This is a genomic window from Gordonia oleivorans (assembly GCF_040044975.1).
GTDB lineage: Bacteria > Actinomycetota > Actinomycetes > Mycobacteriales > Mycobacteriaceae > Gordonia > Gordonia oleivorans.
The window spans coordinates 1-17907 of the sequence record NZ_JBDZDI010000011.1; the positions used below are offsets into that span (position 1 = coordinate 1).

Sequence of the window (17907 nt, forward strand, 5' to 3'; positions counted from 1 at the left end):
CGATGCCGTGTTCGGCCAGCAGCGTCGGACGCCCGACGGTGACCACACGTCCCTGGACCAGACCGCGCACGCCTCGACCTTCGAAGTTGCGGAAGTCGTCGACCTCGTCGAGCGGCCCGACTTCGGCGGCTGCACCAGCAGCGATGGCGGCCGCGACGGGGTGCTCGGAGGCATTCTCCACCGCCCCCGCGAGGGCGAGCACGTCTTCGCGAGTGGTGGAGGGAGCAGTGGTGACCTGGACGAGTGTCATCTGTCCCGTGGTGACCGTGCCGGTTTTGTCGAGGACAACGGTGTCGACGGTTCGGGTGGATTCCAGGACTTCGGGGCCTTTGATCACGATGCCGAGTTGGGCTCCGCGGCCGGTACCGACCAGAAGTGCGGTCGGGGTGGCCAGTCCCAGAGCGCAGGGGCAGGCGATGATCAGCACAGCGACCGCGGCGGTGAACGCCGCTTGCAGGGGATAGCCGGCGCCGATCCACGCGCCGAGGACAGCGATGGCGACGGCGATGACCACCGGCACGAAGACACTTGAGATCCGGTCGGCCAGTCGCTGGGCGTGGGCTTTGCCGGTCTGGGCGCGTTCGACCATCGCGGCCATTTGCGCGAGTTGGGTGTCCGCTCCCACGCGGGTCGCCCGCACCCGCAGGTGCCCGCCGGCGTTGACCGTTCCGCCGGTCACGGTGTCGGCGGGGGCAACCTGGACTGGCATCGACTCGCCGGTGACCATGCTGGCGTCAACTGCCGAGGTGCCAGACACCACCACACCGTCGCTGGCGATCTTCTCGCCGGGCCGCACAATGAACTCGTCGTCGACGGCGAGCTCGCCGATCGGTATCCGATGCTGGTGGCCGTCCCTGACCACCGTGACGTCTTTGGCGCCCAGCTCCAACAAGGCCCGCAACGCCGCACCGGCTTGCCGTTTGGACCGCTTCTCGAAGTATCGGCCGGCCAGGACGAACATCGTGACCCCCGCGGCGACCTCGAGGTAGATGTTGCCTGCACCGTCAGAGGCGCCGACCGTCAAGGTGAATCCGTGGGTCATGCCTGGTTGTCCGGCGGTGCCGAAGAACAACGCATACAACGACCACAACAGCGCCGCGGTGGTGCCGACCGAGATCAGGGTGTCCATCGTGGCCGCGCCGTGGCGCAGGTTGAGCAACGCGGCGCGATGAAACGGCCAGGCCGCCCACACGATCACCGGCGCGGCCAACGTCAACGACGCCCACTGCCAGTAGGTGAACTGCAACGTCGGGACCATTGCCAGCGCGATCACCGGTACCGAGAGAACCACCGCACCGATCAGTCGGTGACGCAAGGCCACGAGCTCCCCGTCGTCGTCCGAAGGGTCGTCGTCGGGGTCGGCGCCTGTGGGAATGGCGGGCAGCGCAGCGCGGTACCCGGCCTGTTCGATGGTCTCGATCAGCAGGTGGGGGTCGACACCGGCGCGTGCGCTGACGTGAGCTTTTTCGGTGGCGTAGTTCACCGAGGCGCTCACTCCGTCGAGTTTGTTCAGTGTGCGTTCGATGCGTGCCGCGCACGAGGCACACGTCATGCCCGACACGGCGAGTTCGACATCGACGGTGCCTGTCTGCTCGGCGGTGGCCGCAGGTGGGTGGATCGGAGCTGAGGTGGTCATGGGGAAGTTCCTCGAAGGGTGAGCGCCTCGGTGCAGTGCCTCGGTGCAGTGGCCCCGGGGTGGCGCTGGTTAGCGAGTTAGTGTCCGGCGTGCGGATCGGCCGAGGGGGCCGTGGAGTTGGTTGTCGGGGCCGGGGCGCCGGTGGGGGCGTCGAGAACGAAGGTGGCGGTGTGCACAGCGCCGTCGACCTGGAAGTCGAGGTAGAGCAGATAGCGGCCCGGGGTGGGGGCGGTGGTGGCGAAGCGGACCTGTGGTCCCGCGAGTTGACCGGCGGTCGGTGCCGCGCCCTCAGGGTGAACATGCAGGTAGGCCAGGTCGCCCTGACGCAGAGCCACCAAGTGACCGAAAGCGCCCAGATACGGCTGCAAGGTAGTGACCGGTTGTCCTGCTCGCCGCACGGTGACGGTCAATTCGGACTCGGCTCCCGCGCGCAGGTGCCCGGCCAGCTCGATGTCGAACCCGTCGACGGATGACTGTCGTGATTCGGCGGCGGCTGGGGCCGGCTGGTAGTCACCGCTGACTTCGACGGTGCTGGTCAGGGTGAGGGGTTGACCGGTGGCGGCGGGCACGAAGTCGGCATAGATCCGGTAGCTGCCTCCCGTCGCCCACTGCCAGGGCAGCGACCAGCGCCCTTCGGGCGAGAGAGTGGGGTGCACGTGTCGAAAGTAGGCGCCATCCGCGCGGACGACGATCAGGTGCAGCTGCTTGTCGTGCTCGGTGGCGAAGTCGGTGACCGCGGCCCCGGCGGCGTCGAGGATCTCAAAGCTCAGCGGTGCTTGCATCCCGGGCGCATGGGGTGCCACCACATTTCCCAGGATGAAGCCGCCTGCTGCCAGCGAAACCCCGCGAACCTGATCGGCACCGGGGGACGCAGATGATGACGGTTGGGCAGTGTGGCCGACATGGGTGGACTCGGCCGACGACGGTCGTGGCCGATCGGGTGCGACACCCGCGGCGATGGCATAGGCCGCGGCGAAAACTATCAGCAGAGCCGCAGCGAAGACGCCGAGCTTGGTTGGAACATTCATCGCTGGATTCCTGTCATCGGTGGTGGCGACACACACGCCGCCCGGAGAAGGGCTGAAGTCGCCAGTGGGCAGACACTTCAGCCCCTCATCGGCTACTGCGCCAGGTGGTAGCCGGCCTCTTCGACCGCGACGCGGATCGCGTCGGGCTCGATCGGGGCCGAGCTGGAGATGGTGACTTGCCCGCTGGCCACGTCGACCTCGACGTCGGTCACGCCGGCCAGTGCTCCGACTTCTTCACGCACCGACGACGCGCAGTGCCCACACGTCATTCCGGAGACGATCACTGTCGATGTGCTCATGAGATGTGCCCTTTCGGTACAGCAGTGGTGCCGACGACCCTCAGGAGGCCTGTCGCTGTGGCGTCTCGCCACACCACCTTTATACCCTACCCCCCTAGGGTAATCAATGGGTGGAGGTGGGTTGAGCTTCGGTGGGGGCGGAGACGCTGAGCCATCCGCGGCGGTGCAACATCAACAGGGCGGACGCCGCCGCTATGCCGGTGAGGACCAAAGCGATCCACACCAGTTCGGGCATGTCGCGGGTGGTGGCCGCGCTGAACAGCCACCCGGTCGCGGCATTGCCGAGCAGAATCCCGATCCCGACGATGGTGTTGTAGAGCCCGTAGTGGGTGGCGACAAGCGTGCCGCGGGCCAGTCCCACCACAGTGTCCATTTCGAATGGGAACACTGCTGCGGTGGCGGCGGCGAGCAGGGCTGCGGTGAGTAGCAGTGCGGCGATGTTGAGGGCGATGTTGCGCTGATGCGTTGCGGCGCTGGCGACTAGGGGCAGGAAAGCTGCAGCCATCAGTGTCATTCCCACGCTCAGGCTGCCGGTACTGCCCCAGCGGTTGCCGAACCATGCGGTGATGCGTAGCTGTCCGGCGATGGCCACCAGACCGGTCACCACAAACATTGCGGTGACAATGCTGGTGGCGAGGGTGGGGTTGTCCGCTATGCGGTCGGCGTGCAGGGGCAGCGCGAGGTAGACCTGAAAGGACAGCACATACGAGCTGGCCATCGCCACAGCGAAGAGCAGGAATCGCCGGTTACGTACGACGCTGCGCCAGTCCTGAATGATCGAGGTGTTGCTTGGGGCTGGTGTTGTTGCGGGTAGCGCTTTGATCTGCACGAGGGTCAGGACCGCGAAAACTGCTGCCGCACACAGGGAGGTGAGCCGAAAATCCAAAGCGGTCAACGCCAGTCCGACCAGCGGCCCGAGCAGGATGCCGGCCTGGTAGAAGACGTTGAACACGGCGAATGCTTCGATGCGACGTTCACCGGCGTCGGCGGCCAGGTAGGCGCGGACGGCGGGGTTGAACAGCGCCCCGGCGAATCCCGTTGCCGCCGAGGCGATCAGGATCGCGGGCAGCGAACTGGCCAGGGCCAGTAGGATGAATCCGATGACCCGCATCAGGCATCCGGCGATGATGAGCGGTTTGTACCCCCAGCGGTCAGCGAGTGTTCCCCCGATCAGGAACATGCCCTGCTGGGAGAAGTTGCGTATCCCCAGGACCAGGCCCACTGCCCATGCCGCCAGGGCCAGCGGGCCGGCGAGATAGGCGGCGAGATAGGGCATGAGCATGTAGAAGCCGAGGTTGATGGTGAACTGGTTGACCATCAGCACTTGGCTGGGGCGATCGAAGCTGCGGAAACTGCGGTAGAGGCGTCGCATAGGTCAGCTCGTGGGCTCGGTGTGCGGCATGTGAGTGGGGTCGATGATGGTGGGGCACCGGGTCCAGCTACTCGCGACCTGGGTCAGCGGATCGTTGATGGTGTGGGGGGCAGTGGGCGCTGGGGCGTCCATCAGGTCGTGAGCTTGGCAGTACTCGTCGTTGTAGATGGTTCCGTAGTAGCGGGCGGGGCCATCGGGGAAGACCGCCGCGATGCGCGTATCGGCCGAACGAGTGCGAGCCAGCCAGCCCGAGACCAGGGCCACCGCGCCCACGCTCCAGCCGCCGGTGGCGTACTGCGTGGCGGCCAGGGTGCGGCATGCCCAGACTGCTTCGGCCGGCGCCACCCAGTGCACCTCACTGAACTGGTCGTAGGCGACGTTGCGGGGGTAGATGCTCGAGCCGAGTCCCCGCATGATCCGTGACTGTGCGGGCTGGCCGAAGATCGTCGAGCCGATGGTGTCTACGCCCACGACTTCCAGCTCAGGGTTGAACTGCCGCAGAGTATGAGCCACACCGGCTGAGTGCCCACCGGTGCCCACCGAACACACCAGGACATCGATATGGCGCAGCTGCGCGATCAGCTCCACACCCAGTGAGCTGTAACCGGTCACGTTGTCGGGGTTGGAATACTGGTCGGGACACCACGCAGCCTCGTCGAGTGCGAGCAGGGCGCGCACACGGTCGCGGCGGGCTTGTTGCCAACCCCCGACCGGGTGGGGCTCGCTGACGACATCGACCCGGGCGCCGTAGGCGGCGAGCATTTGCCGCAGGATCGGTTCCAGTCCGGGGTCGGTCACCAAGGTCACCGGATGACCGAACACAATGCCCGCTAGCGCTAACCCCAATCCCAGTGTGCCGCTCGTTGATTCGATGATCTGCGCCCCCGGGGCCAGCTCGCCGCGGGCGCGGGCGCGTTCGACCATGTGCAGCGCCGGCCGGTCTTTCATGCCACCGGGGTTGAAGCCCTCCAGCTTGGCCCAGAAACCGTGCCCGTGCTCGGCAAAGGGTTCTTCGATCCGCAGTACCGGGGTGCCGCCGACCAGCTGACGACTCAGCCCAGCACGGCGCGATGTGGCCTCGGCAGGGAAGGTGGTGGCGAATGGATCACTGGTGGTGAGGCTGTAGGAGACAGTCACACGGGCATCCTCTGCATCGATGGACAGGATGTCGCCGGGCCGAAAGCAGATCAACAGTGTGAGAGGGAACTGGGACATATCGTTCGGCGCGGCGACACCGCCACCTTGCCCACTCAACCTCAAGGCTGATCGGCGGTCGGGATCAAGATCTGCTCAAGAATGCCCGCGGGGTTGGATGGTCGTGTAAACCACCGCCACCATAGGGACGTGCCTCATGACCGCGTCATCGTCGACGACGACCTTCGTGGGCCGGCGGCCCGACCACCGCACGGGCTACACGCGCTGGTCATCGAAGATGAGCCTGACATCGCCGAGGTTGTCGCCGACTACCTGCAGCGCAGCGGATTTGTGGTCACCATCGCCCACGACGGCCAAGAGGGGATCGCCGCCGCACGCACGGTGAGTCCTGCGGTAGTCATCCTCGATCTGGGTTTGCCCTCGATCGACGGCGTCGAGGTGTGTCGGCAGTTACGCACCTTCACCGACGCCTAAATCGTGATGGTCACCGCCCGCGCCGACGAGGTCGACACCATCATCGGTCTCGCGGTTGGAGCCGACGACTACCTCACCAAACCGTTTCGTCCTCGTGAGCTGATGGCGCGCATCGACGCCATGCTGCGCCGTCCGCGCCCGACCTCGGCGGTAGACACAGCACACCCGCGGACACTGGGGGAGCTGACCCTGGACCCACAAGGCCGTGAAGTGCGGGTAGAAGACACACTCGTGGAACTGACCCGCACCGAATTCGACGTTCTGGAAGCCCTGAGCCGACGGCCCGGTGTGGTGTTCAGTCGAGAACAACTGCTCACCGAAATCTGGGGACCCAACTGGGTCGGCGATGCCCACGTTGTCGAAGTTCATATCGCCAGCCTGCGCCGCAAACTCGGCGACAGCGCCGCGGCCGGTCGATTCATCCGTACCGTGCGCGGCGTGGGCTACCGGATGGGTGACGGCCAACCTCGAGGAGACAGCCATGAACGGTGATCGACGACGGGCACGTATCCCGGGCAGCTTCGGCTCCCGGTTGATGCTGGCCCAGGCCATCGTGATCGGCGGCGGCGGCATCAGCGTCGCGATCGTGGCACTGTTCGTCGCGCCGCACACCTTCCACGATCACCTCGGCCAGTCCAGCCTCGAACCGGGATCAGCACAGGCCGAACACGTCGAGGCCGCATTCACCTTCTCCATCGTCGTCTCGATGACCGCAGCCCTGGTCACCTCGACGATCCTGGCCACGGCCGTCAGCTGGTTCCTGGCTCGCCGCGTACAACAGTCAGTCGCCAGCGTCGCGCGCTCGGCTGTGGCGATCGGCGCAGGCAACTACCGCACCCGTGTTCCCGATCGCCAGCTCGGCACTGAGTTCACCCAGCTCAGCCGAGCCATCAACCAGCTGGCACAACGTTTGAACTCCCAGGAAGACATCCGCAAGCGGATGCTGTCAGACCTCGCCCACGAACTGCGCACCCCGTTGACCACCATCGGCGCGATCACCGACGCCCTCGAGGACGGTGTCCGCGCGCCCGACTCCCACACCTTCGACGTCGTGCGCACCGCCACCACCCGGTTGCAGCGCCTCGCCGAGGACATCGCGACCGTATCCAGCGCCGACGAGCACCAGATGCCATTGCAACCCTCGACGATCACTGTCAACGAACTGCTCATCGCGACCTACGAAGAAGCCGCCGAGCTGTTCACCGACGCCGGCGTCACGCTGGGCATCGTCACCACCGCCGCGCGCGTACACATCGATGTCGATGCCGAACGAATGAGCCAAGTACTGCTCAATCTGCTCACTAACGCGCTGCGACACAGCTCCCCGGGCCAGCGGGTCGTAGTGAAAGCCGACACCGCCCCGGCACACGCGGTGCGCATCAGCGTCGTCGACTGCGGGGACGGGATTCCCGCTCAACACCTTCCACACATCTTTGACCGCTTCTACCGCACCGACTCCTCACGGACCCGAGACGCCGGCGGCAGCGGTATCGGACTCACCATCGCCCGCTCCATCGTCGAAGACCATGGGGGCACCTTGCTCGCCGAAAGCCTGGGAACCGGGCACGGAGCCACCTTCACCATCACGTTGCCGACCACAACACGACGTCACATCCACCGCAGCACCCCTGGAACCGAATTCTCCGCAGCCATCGAACACCGCCCGCCTCGCGGCGCTGCCGATGCGCTCCAACGGGACCGAGCTACTAACTGAGGTAGTCCGTCGTAAGATTGACCCGCATCTAGAGATGGTGGGTGAAAATGACTGGGCTGGGTTCGCTGGAACGCGCAGTGATGGACGTGCTGTGGTCGGCCGGTGCGGCGATGTCGGTGCACGACCTAGTCGAGGAACTCCACGACCGCGAACCGGCCTACACCACAGTGCTCACCGTCGTCACCAACCTGCACAAAAAAGGGTTCGTCGGTCGAGAAAAAGTCAGCCGCGCCTACCGGTACTTCCCCATGCAGACCCGCGAGGAGGCCACCTCACGCACCTTGCGTCAGGTCCTCGACGCCAGCGGAGACTCCGCGGCAGTACTGATGCACTTCGCCCAGACCGTGACACCCGCCGAGCGGGAAGTGCTCAGCGAATACCTCAGCCGCAAACCTCGCCACACCCGCGGCGGCGGCACCAAAGCCTAAGCCACAGAAACGTTCCAAGAGTCGAAATCCCGGCCCGACTACTCAACCGGCGCGCGCCCCTTGACTGCGGGAAGTAGATGCGCCGCCAGCGCACCGGCCACACCCGCAGCGAAGGCCGCAGCACTCAGCGCCGACACCCAGTCGTGCACATCCACCGCGGTCAGCATCCGCAGCTCGACCTGATCACCGCGCCCGACTCCTGACGGGTCGGATGGCACGAGATCCGACGTTCGGAGCAGCATCACCAGCCAGAACGCGGCAACCGCCTCAAACATCACCACGGCAAGGCCCACCGCACGAGAGATCGTACGGGCAGGACCGCGCGGGCCGAACCGATCCGTACGCGGCACCTCGACACCGTCAGTCATGCCCACCACCTCCTCCGCACACTCGCATCACGCCCCACTTCTACTAACCACCTTCGTATTTTGTGGGAATCGGGCGTGGGCGCCGGGAACGAGGGCGTCGAAGCCATCACCGCGGGAGGCCGGCCGGGCCAGGCGGAAGACTATCGCGGCCACCAGACCGAAGATCGCGATCACACTGCCTGTGCGGGACCACCTCGGGGTTCGATTGAGCTCCGCCCTCAACGCCAGCTCGGCGATCGGATCAGCAGGCACCGCGCCAATCTCGATCGGCGCGCCCGTGGCGGCGAACACGATGAACACCCACATCGCCGAGGCCATCCACACGAGCGGGTCAACCATTACAGCCAACGACGTACCGTGCAGATGAACAGAAAACAGCATGAGCGCCCCAACACAGAGCATCACCAACACGATCGCCGACGAGAAATCGCCCTGGGGAGCAACCACCATCACGCCGACGGCCGCACTCACGGCCACCGCACACGAAACAAGCGCCCGCCACGCCTCCCCACCTCGATCCGGCTGGCGGGCAGCGGCGACACCACACGCTACGACCGCACCGAACAGTCCCAGGAGTGTCCCTTGGGCCACAATGTTTGCGATCACCACGCCTCCAACAGCCAACCTTGAAACTATGCTAGATAGTAGTTTAGGTGGGCTGGAGGGCGCTGACGGAGGGGGAGTAGCTCTATCTTCTTCGTCGGTGGGACCGCCGCCTGCATCGATGAGTTGGTCCTCGCCCCCGATTTGGAAGCCTGGGACATCGAACTCGACCACGAATCATGGCTCACGACGCGTTCAACCCGCTGCCACCCGCTACGCGCTGACTTCGTTCCTAGCCCGTCCTACCTCACGATCAACGTTTTTGCGACGTCTCCCCGCGGAGCTGTGACGGCTACGGTTAAGCAATGTCGTCGACGGGCGTTGTGCGGGTATGGCATTTCAGTAAAGGGTGGGGTGTGTTCGACTCACCGGACACTCCCGGCGGGGTGTACGCCGACGCTCAATCGCTCAGACTCCTAGCGGTAGCCGATCTGAACGATCCACTCGCTTCGATGGGTTTGCGTCCGGGGACGGAAGTCGAGTTCGTTTGGTCAGATGCTGCGGATGACCCGCTCGAAGGTTTGCGCTACGAAGTACAGCAGGCGTGGCCGATCGGCGTGGCCGCTACTCCGCCGTCGCCGCCGGCCGGGGCGTTCTCCACCACCTTTTGGACCAGCGAGGGTGACGCCGGCCCAGATGGTTTGACATCGATGCGCGAGCACCGCCACGAGCAACACTTCAGGTCCCCGCGATCTCTCGATGTTATGTAAGGAGCGCTTGAAAGATACTCTCCCCCAGTGATTTACGACTGGTAAGCACTCGTATCACTTTGTCTCGAGTTCCCACGAGCAGCATGTGGTAGATCTTACGGAAGTGGCACCCACCAAAGTCGCGGCATGCGAGTGAGAGCCCCCTTGGCAGATCGGACAGGCGTTGCGTATCGGTCACTCTGGGTGTGACGTGCGGACCAACGTCCCTCGACAGTGCTGCCCCGCCGAGAGCAAGCTGGAATCATGAGCATCAGGTTGTGCAGGCAAGCGCGAGAAGGGTTGCGGTGACGATGTACGACAACGGCTACATGTGGGGCAATAGCTGGGGCTGGGGCGGCTGGATCCTGATGGCGAGCATGATGGTGCTCTTCTGGGCGGCCGTGATCACGGCCGTCGTGCTGGCGATCCGCTATTTCTCGGGGCCGCGCCACCACTCCGGCGGAGTGCCCGGACCCGGCCAGCCCGGCCCTGGACCGTCGAGGGCCGAAGACGTGCTCGGCGAACGGTTCGCGCGCGGCGAGATCGATGAAGACGAATACCGCAAGCGCATGACAGCGCTGCGAGAACACCGCTGACCGCGATGGGCTCACGTCGTCGGCTGTGGACCATCTTCGGCATCGTGATCGCATCGCTGGTGCTCGGAATCGGAACCACGGCAGTCATCTACGCTGTCCGACCGGACAACACCACCACGTCGCCGGCCTTCACCGGTCCATATCCGAGCGGAGCGTATGGCGCCGGCTTGGGCCAGGGCATGATGGGCGGGTACCCGGGCACGTCATCGTCGTCGTGTAGCGTGCCGGGCTTGCCCGGCACTGTGGTCGACGTCACCCTCGCCGACATGGGCGGCATGATGGGCCGGGGCGGGAACGGCGGGTACGGGCCGGTGCAGGGTCAGTTCCAGTGGCCGAACATGGGCATCATGGGCCGTCCGGGGATGATGCATGTCGCGGTCAATCCGACTTCCGTTCCTGCGGGTGAGGTGTTGTTCCGAGTGCTCAACTCCGGCTGGCTGACCCACGAGCTGGTGGTGCTCCCGCTCGCCGACGGGCAGCAGCCCGGTCAGCGCACCATCGGGTCGGACGGCAAGGTCGATGAGGCCGGCAGTCTGGGGGAGGCCTCCCGGTCGTGTGGCGCTGGGCAAGGGGACGGCATCACAGCCGGCGAGACCGGCTGGACCACGATCAACCTGCCCGCCGGACGTTATGAGTTGGTCTGCAACATCGCCGGCCACTACGGCGCGGGAATGTACGCCGAACTCGACGTCACCAACGCGTCACCGTCGACGACTCCTCCTGCTGGGTGACCCGCGTCCGCTCGGCGGGTGATGACCGTGTCGGTGCTCACGTGTATCTGACGGTGGTCATCATCCCCACCTCGGCGTGATAGATGTTGTGGCAGTGGAAGGCCCAGTCGCCGGGGTTGTCGGCCTGGAAGTCGGCCACGATCGTCTCCATCGGCCGGATCAGCACGGTGTCCTTACGTAGCCCGCCACTGGCCGGCAGCGCCCAGCTGTGCCCGTGGATGTGCATCGGATGCACCATCGCTGTCATGTTGGTCATGCGCATCCGCACCCGCTGGTCGGCGTGAACGGTCATCGGGGTGTCCGCGCCATACTTCTTACCGTTGATACCCCAGGCATACGGCGTCATCTGTCCGTCCAGCTGAACGATGAGTGTGCCGTCGGGATTCTTTGCGGGCAGCTGGGCCGAGTCGGCCGCGGTGAGATCACTCGCCCCCAGCAGTGCCGCCGAGTCGAGTTCGGTGGGGTGCACCATGGCCGATGGCGCTGTGCCGGCGGCGGTGCGTAGCAGAGCGAGGGCCTGGCCGCTTTTTCCCTCGGCGTCGGCGACGAGCGGGAACACGCCGTCGCCGGCGGTGACGATGACGTCGTACCGTTCGCCCATCGCGATGTAGAGCGAGCGGGTCGTGCGCGGCACCACGGGGTAGCCGTCGGAGTGGGTCACCGTCATCTGATGACCGCCCAAGGCGACCTTGAAGATCGTGTCCGCGCCGGCGTTGATCAACCGAATCCGGATGCGGCGACCCGGTTTCGACGAGAACGACGTCGGTGCGGTGGGGACGCGACCGTTGATCAGGTAGTACGGGTAGTCGACGTCGCCCGCGTCGCCAAGCGGCGAACTCGACGAACCACCCATCCCGGGCATGGAGCCACCACCCATCCCGCCCATGCCGGAGAGCGTTCCGTTCTGCGCTTGGTAGCCGGCGAGGATGTCGTCGGGGTTTTGCCCGACGCCGTCGGTCCAGTCATCGAGCACGACGATCCACTCGTCGTCGTAGTCGCCGCGTTCGCCCGGGTCGTCGATGATCAGAGGCGCATACAGGCCTCGGTCGATCTGCACGCCGACGTGCGGGTGGAAGAAATGGGTGCCGGCATTGGGCGCGGTGAACTCATAGACGAACGTGTCACCGGAGGCGATCGGGTCCTGGGTAACACCCGGAACCCCGTCGGCAGGATTGCGCAACTGCACCCCATGCCAATGGATCGTGGTGTCGGCCGGCAACCGGTTGGTCACCTTCGCGCGGATGAAGTCACCCGCATTCGCGCGAACGACCTTACCCGGCACGACACCGCCGTAGGCCCAGGTCCGCGCGGTCACCCCCGAGCCGAGATCAACGGTCGTCTCGGTCGCGGTCAAGGACGCGTCGACCACCCGCTGCCCGGCTGCCGCGTTCATCGGGCGCGGCGCCCCAAACGACCCGGATACGGCCGATGACGTCGCGGAGCCCCCCGACCTGATGCCACACGACGCGAGAACTCCCGCCCCCATCAGTCCGAGCCCACCCACCAGAACATCCCTGCGGGAAGTCTTGTTCACCTTCACGTCCTTTCCGCCGAGACTATCGGCATGTAGATACGGTACCCCCCTAGGGTACATATCAGATCTGAGTGAAACTCTCAGTGGCAGCGACGATGACGTCACCGACATTTCCCGTCGCTCACCACCACTGCGGCGGCGACCCTCCGCTGCGCCACGTCTGTTCACTCCACATGGTGCTCAGCGCTCATATGCGTTGACCGGGTTGTCCCATGAAGATCCGATGAAGAAGTCGTCCGGCGGCGAGAAGACGGAATCTCGTCGGGAGAGCCAGGTGGGGGAGCGCACGATCTCAGGATCGGGTGGGAATCGGCTCCGGGGCCCGACGAGTCACCGGTTGCGCTTCAGGCGGGGACGGCAGATGCAGTCGCTTGAGCATCAGGGCGTTCACCGCGACGATCAGACTCGATCCGGACATCGACAACGCGGCGATTTCGGGGCGCAGCACCAGCCCGACGACAGGTTCGAACACGCCGGCGGCGATCGGCAACGCGATGGTGTTGTAGCCGACGGCCCACCCGAGATTCTGCCGCATCTTGCGCAGTGTGCCCCGGCCGATGCGCAACGCGAGCGGGACGTCGAGAGGATCCGAACGCATCAGCACCAGGTCGGCGGTTTCGATCGCGACGTCGGTGCCGGCGCCGATGGCGATGCCCAGATCCGCTTGCGCGAGCGCCGGGGCGTCGTTGACGCCGTCACCGACCATCGCGACCTTCTTCCCGAGACGCTGCAGACCGGCGATCTTGTCCGCCTTGTCACCGGGCAGCACCTCGGCGATGACCGTGTCGATGCCCAACTGCCCGGCGATACGTCGGGCGGTCGCCTCGTTGTCTCCGGAGAGCATGACCACCTCCACACCGAGTTCGTGGAGCGTGCGCACCGCCTCGGCGGAGGTCTCGCGCGCCGCGTCGGCGAGGGCGATGACCCCGACGCCGCGGCCGTCGACGGCGACCAGGACCGCGGTGCGCCCACTCGAGGCCAACTCGGCGCGCCGAGTCATCAACGCGCCGACATCGACTCCCTCGGTGGTCATCAGCGTCCGATTGCCGACGGCGATGTGGCGCCCGCTTACCTCCGCGATCGCACCCTGCCCCGGGATGGTGCGGAAGTGCTCCAGCCGAACCGTGGCAACGTCGCGGAGGGCCGCGTAGCGAACGATCGCGGCGGCGAGGGGATGTTCGGATTCACGTTCGACCGCCGCTACGAGGGTCAGCAACTCGTCCTCTCCGATCCCGTCGACAACCACGTCGGTCACTTCCGGTTCACCCTTGGTCAGGGTGCCGGTCTTGTCCATCACCACCGTGTCGACGTGGGCGGAGGTCTCGAGTGCGCCGGCGTTCTTGAACAGAACCCCCCGTTTCGCGCCCAACCCGGTGCCGACCATGATCGCGGTCGGGGTGGCCAGGCCGAGCGCGTCCGGGCAGGTGATGACGACGACGGTGATCGCGAACAGCAGCGCCACCTGAACGTCGCCGTCGACCGCCCACCACACGACGAAGGTGCCCAATCCGCCGATCAGCGCGACGAGCACCAGCCAGAACGCCGCCCTGTCGGCAAGACGCTGGCCGGGAGCCTTGGAGTTCTGGGCTTCCTGTACGAGCGCGACGATCTGGGCCAACGCGGTGTCGGAACCCACCCGGGTTGCGCGCACCCGCAGCGTGCCGGTGGTGTTGATCGATGCTCCGATCACCTCCGACCCCTCGGCCTTGGCCACCGGCAGGCTCTCCCCGGTGACCATCGATTCGTCGACCTCGGAGTTGCCGTCCTCGACGATCCCGTCAACCGGAACCTTGGCGCCCGGCCGGATCATCAGCAGATCCCCGACCACGACCTCGGCGGTGGGTACCTCCACGAGTTCGCCGTCGCGCAGCACCACCGCCTTGGGCGGTGCGAGCTCGAGCAGTGTGCGGATGGCGTCGTTGGCCCCACCGCGGGCACGCATCTCGAACCAGTGTCCGAGAAGCACGAACGTCGCCAGCATCGACGCGGCTTCGTAGAACACGTCGCCACCGCCGGTCAGGGTCACCCCGACGCTGTAGAGCCAACCGGTGCCGATCGCCACGGCCACGAGCACCATCATGTCCAGGGTTCGGGCCTTCAGCGCCCGATAGGCGCCGTCGAAAAAGATCCACGACGAGTAGAAGATCACTGGAAGACTGAGCACCAGGGTGAACACGTCATCACGGAGCCCGAACGGTGCGGACACCGTGAACCCCAGCATGTCCCGCCCCATCGGCGACCACAGCATGATCGGGATCGACAGCACCAGCGCGACCAGGAAACGGTTGCGCATGTCACGGACCATCGCATCCATCGACATGCCGGCATGCCCACCGTGGCCCATCATCTCCTGCGGGGCGCGCTCGCCGTGCACCTCGGGTCCGGCGTCGAGGGAGTGCTCGGGGTGTCCGGTCCGCTGGCCTTCGCCGTGTGCCGTCGACAGAGCAGTGCCCGGACTCGGTTCGCCCATCGGGTCGCACACATGCTCAGGAACCGAGCGGCCGGCGCAATGGTAGCCGCACTCACGCACCCACTCCGACAGTTGTGATACCGAGGTGCGGTCGGGGTCGTAGGTCACCGTGGCGGTCTGATTCATCGCGTTCGCCGTCACCGAGACCACCCCCGGACGGCGGCCCAGCACCGATTCGATGGTGGCCGTCGATGTCGCCCAGTGCAGTCCACCGACCTCGACCACGGTGGTGTTGGCCATCTCCGTTTCCCTTCTTCCTCGGCGCCGAATGGCGCTGCCTTCGGGATCGCGGTCAATGCGGCGGGCGAAGAACCCGATAGCGTGCCCAGTACTCGTCGGCGTCGATCTCTCCCCGGGCGAAGCGGTCGTCGAGAATCCACAGCGGGTCATCGGCGCTGTCCGCGGGAACATCGTCGCGGCGGCGCCCCGGTCGAAACAACGCCCTGATTCCGACCACCACCAGCACCCAGAAAGCGGCGACGGCCAGTACCATCACCAGCCAGCCACCCCCCGCCATCAAGCCCGATCCCACCATCGCGCCGGCTCCTCTCCTCGACGATCGTGTCCGAGTCTGGTCGCCGGACCCGACGCCGAGGACAGGGTTTTGATGAAGGTTCGCTGAAGAACATGCCGTCAGCCGCGACTCTCGCCACGATGGGGACATGGCGTCCGACTCCGATCAGCCTCGTCCAGCCCCGCCCCCCATCGCGGCGACCGCGCCAACGGGGTTGCGGGCGATGGTGGTCGAAGACGAGGTGCCTCTCGCGGCGTTGATGGGCAGTTATCTCGAGCGCAGCGGGTTCGACGTCACGATCGTGCACGACGGCCTCGACGCCGTCGAGCGCGCACGGCAGGTCGATCCCGACGTGGTCGTGCTGGATCTGGGTCTGCCTCGGCTGGATGGGATCGAGGTGTGTCGACGGCTACGCACCTTCTCCGATGCCTATGTCATCATGCTCACCGCCCGCGCCGAGGAGGTCGACACCCTGGTCGGGTTGTCGGTCGGCGCCGACGATTACATGACCAAACCGTTCAGTCCGCGAGAACTCGTCGCCCGCATCCAGGCCATGCTGCGTCGGCCTCGAACCTCGAGTGACCTCGCTGCGTCGGCCGTAGCGCCGAAGCGCCGCGTGTTCGGGCCCCTGACGATCGACCCGGCGGGCCGCGAGGTGCGGATCGACGAAACCTTGATTGCGTTGACCCGCACCGAATTCGACGTCCTTGCCACGTTGTCCGAGCATCCGAATGTGGTGTTCAGCAGGGCCCAGTTGATAGCCGCGGTGTGGGGGCCGAGCTGGATCGGCGACGAACACCTGGTCGACGTGCACATCGGGCATTTGCGGCGCAAACTCGGCGACGACGCCACTCGCGGAATCTTCGTGCGCACCGTGCGCGGTGTCGGATATCGGATGGGGACGGGGCAGTGACCACGACGCCTCCCGCACCCGCACCCACACGCGTGCGCCGTGGGTCCGGGTTCGGTACCCGCCTGCTGGTGTCGCAGGCAATCGTTGTCGTGGGGGGTGCGGTGAGCGCCTGGCTGGTCGCGGCCGCGGTGGCACCGAGATTGTTCCACAAGCACCTGCAGCAGGCCGGCATCGCGCACGCCCAGACCGAGACAGCCCACGTCGAGCGGGCGTTCACCTCAGCGATGATCCTCTCTCTGGCCATCGCGCTGATGGTTTCGGTGTTGATCGCACTGGCGGTGAGCTGGTACTTCACGCGCCGTGTCCAACGGTCGATCACCGAGGTCGCCGCGTCGGCGTCCGAGATCGCCAGCGGCCAATACACGGCGAGACTGACCGGTGTCGGCCTCGGCCGAGAGTTCGACCAGCTCGCCGAAACGTTCAACCAACTCGCTGACCGACTGGACTCGGTGGAGACCACCCGCCGACGTATGCTCTCCGACCTGGCCCACGAGATGCGAACACCCCTGGCAACTCTCGATGCCCACCTCGAAGCCCTCGAGGACGGTCTGCGCCTGCCCGACACTCAGACCTTCGCAATCCTGCGGTCGAGCACGGCCCGACTCGCTCGGCTCGCCGAGGACATCACCGCCGTCTCACGAGCACAAGAAGGCAGACTTGCAAACAACCCCGTGCACACCGACACCCGCGCCCTCGTCGACGCCGCAGTCCGCAGCCACTCCGATCGCTACGCTGCCGCGCACGTCGCACTGATCTGTGACGACGCCGATACAGCCCCCGTCACCGTCGACCCGGACCGGATCGGACAGGTCCTCGGAAACCTGCTCGACAACGCTCTGCGCCACACTCCCGCCGGGGGCACCGTCACCGTCGCCTCCACCAATACTCCAGATGGATGGACCGCGATCACCGTCACCGATACCGGCGAAGGCGTTCCCCCAGAGCATCTCGCGCACCTGTTCGACCGCTTCTACCGCGCAGACACCGCCCGCGGCCGTCAGGAAGGCGGCAGCGGAATCGGACTGACCATCGCCCGCACCCTCGTCGAAGCCCACGGCGGCACCCTCACCGCACACAGCGACGGTCCCGGCACAGGCGCGCGGTTTACCATGAAGCTGCCCACCACCACACACGATGCCAGCGATCGACCCGAGTGACGGTCATGCAGACGCACCGGGAACTCTTTCCACACAACGGCTTTGCTCAGCCGAATCCGTAGAGGGTGACCCGGTGTCGACGAGAACGACGCCAGTGGGGAAGGGACCGTCGATCAGGTAGCGCACCTGGAAGCTCAAACCGACCAAGCACGGTGTTCGACCCTGCACACCGCGCGGTAATCGCTTGAACCGCAATGTATTTTGCCTCGCTGTTGACCAGATGAAC

General features: G+C 66.0%; 16 protein-coding genes and 1 pseudogene. 7 read left to right on the forward strand and 10 right to left on the reverse strand.

Going from position 1 to position 17907, the window contains the following annotated elements:
* The 5 genes from ABLE92_RS15890 to ABLE92_RS15910 all read right to left on the reverse strand — a co-directional run.
* Window positions 1-1636 (reverse strand): heavy metal translocating P-type ATPase (locus tag ABLE92_RS15890; protein WP_348805776.1); only part of this gene is annotated, 1636 nt, incomplete at its 3' end.
* A 77-nt stretch (window positions 1637-1713) separates the two neighbouring features.
* Window positions 1714-2664, reverse strand: coding sequence for a DUF8832 domain-containing protein (locus tag ABLE92_RS15895; protein ID WP_006357624.1), 951 nt, complete (start codon window positions 2662-2664; stop codon window positions 1714-1716).
* 92 nt (window positions 2665-2756) lie between these two features.
* The gene (locus tag ABLE92_RS15900; protein WP_006438347.1) at window positions 2757-2963 is read right to left on the reverse strand and encodes a heavy-metal-associated domain-containing protein; all 207 of its coding nucleotides are present in this window, start codon (window positions 2961-2963) and stop codon (window positions 2757-2759) included.
* Between the two features lie 103 nt (window positions 2964-3066).
* Window positions 3067-4335: an MFS transporter gene (locus ABLE92_RS15905; protein WP_006357626.1), complete on the reverse strand. Its 1269-nt coding sequence runs from the start codon at window positions 4333-4335 to the stop codon at window positions 3067-3069.
* A gap of 3 nt (window positions 4336-4338) precedes the next feature.
* Window positions 4339-5472, reverse strand: coding sequence for a PLP-dependent cysteine synthase family protein (locus ABLE92_RS15910; protein ID WP_035718250.1), 1134 nt, complete (start codon window positions 5470-5472; stop codon window positions 4339-4341).
* 282 nt (window positions 5473-5754) lie between these two features.
* On the opposite strand from ABLE92_RS15910, the pseudogene ABLE92_RS15915 reads away from it, so the two are divergent.
* From ABLE92_RS15915 to ABLE92_RS15925, 3 genes and pseudogenes are all read left to right on the forward strand, one after another.
* Window positions 5755-6456: pseudogene (locus ABLE92_RS15915) on the forward strand (response regulator transcription factor).
* On the forward strand, window positions 6446-7678 hold the full coding sequence (locus ABLE92_RS15920) for a sensor histidine kinase (protein ID WP_006438349.1): 1233 nt from the start codon (window positions 6446-6448) through the stop codon (window positions 7676-7678). The pseudogene ABLE92_RS15915 and the gene ABLE92_RS15920 overlap by 11 nt, the downstream one beginning before the upstream one ends.
* Window positions 7679-7725: 47 nt before the next feature.
* Window positions 7726-8106: a BlaI/MecI/CopY family transcriptional regulator gene (locus ABLE92_RS15925; protein ID WP_006438350.1), complete on the forward strand. Its 381-nt coding sequence runs from the start codon at window positions 7726-7728 to the stop codon at window positions 8104-8106.
* 38 nt (window positions 8107-8144) lie between these two features.
* Here the strand turns inward: ABLE92_RS15925 and ABLE92_RS15930 are convergent, their stop codons facing one another.
* On the reverse strand, window positions 8145-8474 hold the full coding sequence (locus ABLE92_RS15930) for a hypothetical protein (protein WP_006438351.1): 330 nt from the start codon (window positions 8472-8474) through the stop codon (window positions 8145-8147).
* Window positions 8475-8501: 27 nt separating this feature from the next.
* Entirely contained in the window at window positions 8502-8945 is a 444-nt protein-coding gene (locus ABLE92_RS15935) for a hypothetical protein (RefSeq protein WP_311278338.1), read from the reverse strand.
* A 1132-nt stretch (window positions 8946-10077) separates the two neighbouring features.
* On the opposite strand from ABLE92_RS15935, the gene ABLE92_RS15940 reads away from it, so the two are divergent.
* Complete coding sequence (locus ABLE92_RS15940) at window positions 10078-10362, forward strand: SHOCT domain-containing protein (protein ID WP_006372950.1); 285 nt, start codon at window positions 10078-10080, stop codon at window positions 10360-10362.
* A 5-nt stretch (window positions 10363-10367) separates the two neighbouring features.
* The gene (locus ABLE92_RS15945; RefSeq protein WP_006372949.1) at window positions 10368-11093 is read left to right on the forward strand and encodes a sulfocyanin-like copper-binding protein; all 726 of its coding nucleotides are present in this window, start codon (window positions 10368-10370) and stop codon (window positions 11091-11093) included.
* A 37-nt stretch (window positions 11094-11130) separates the two neighbouring features.
* Here ABLE92_RS15945 and ABLE92_RS15950 read toward each other — a convergent pair whose 3' ends face one another.
* The 3 genes from ABLE92_RS15950 to ABLE92_RS15960 form a co-directional block, all read right to left on the reverse strand.
* A complete protein-coding gene (locus tag ABLE92_RS15950) occupies window positions 11131-12579 on the reverse strand; it encodes a multicopper oxidase family protein (protein ID WP_247609003.1) in 1449 nt (482 codons plus the stop codon).
* 340 nt (window positions 12580-12919) lie between these two features.
* Window positions 12920-15337 carry a heavy metal translocating P-type ATPase gene (locus ABLE92_RS15955; RefSeq protein ID WP_006372947.1) on the reverse strand — a complete coding sequence of 806 codons (2418 nt, stop codon included), beginning with the start codon at window positions 15335-15337 and terminating at the stop codon, window positions 12920-12922.
* A gap of 52 nt (window positions 15338-15389) precedes the next feature.
* A complete protein-coding gene (locus ABLE92_RS15960; RefSeq protein ID WP_006372946.1) occupies window positions 15390-15632 on the reverse strand; it encodes an SHOCT domain-containing protein in 243 nt (80 codons plus the stop codon).
* A 202-nt stretch (window positions 15633-15834) separates the two neighbouring features.
* Between ABLE92_RS15960 and ABLE92_RS15965 the strand changes: the two genes are divergently transcribed.
* Together ABLE92_RS15965 and ABLE92_RS15970 are read left to right on the forward strand one after the other, a co-directional pair.
* Window positions 15835-16524: a response regulator gene (locus ABLE92_RS15965; RefSeq protein WP_006372945.1), complete on the forward strand. Its 690-nt coding sequence runs from the start codon at window positions 15835-15837 to the stop codon at window positions 16522-16524.
* Window positions 16521-17681: a sensor histidine kinase gene (locus ABLE92_RS15970; RefSeq protein WP_006372944.1), complete on the forward strand. Its 1161-nt coding sequence runs from the start codon at window positions 16521-16523 to the stop codon at window positions 17679-17681. Before ABLE92_RS15965 ends, ABLE92_RS15970 begins: the two co-directional genes overlap by 4 nt.
* Window positions 17682-17907 lie beyond the last annotated feature (226 nt).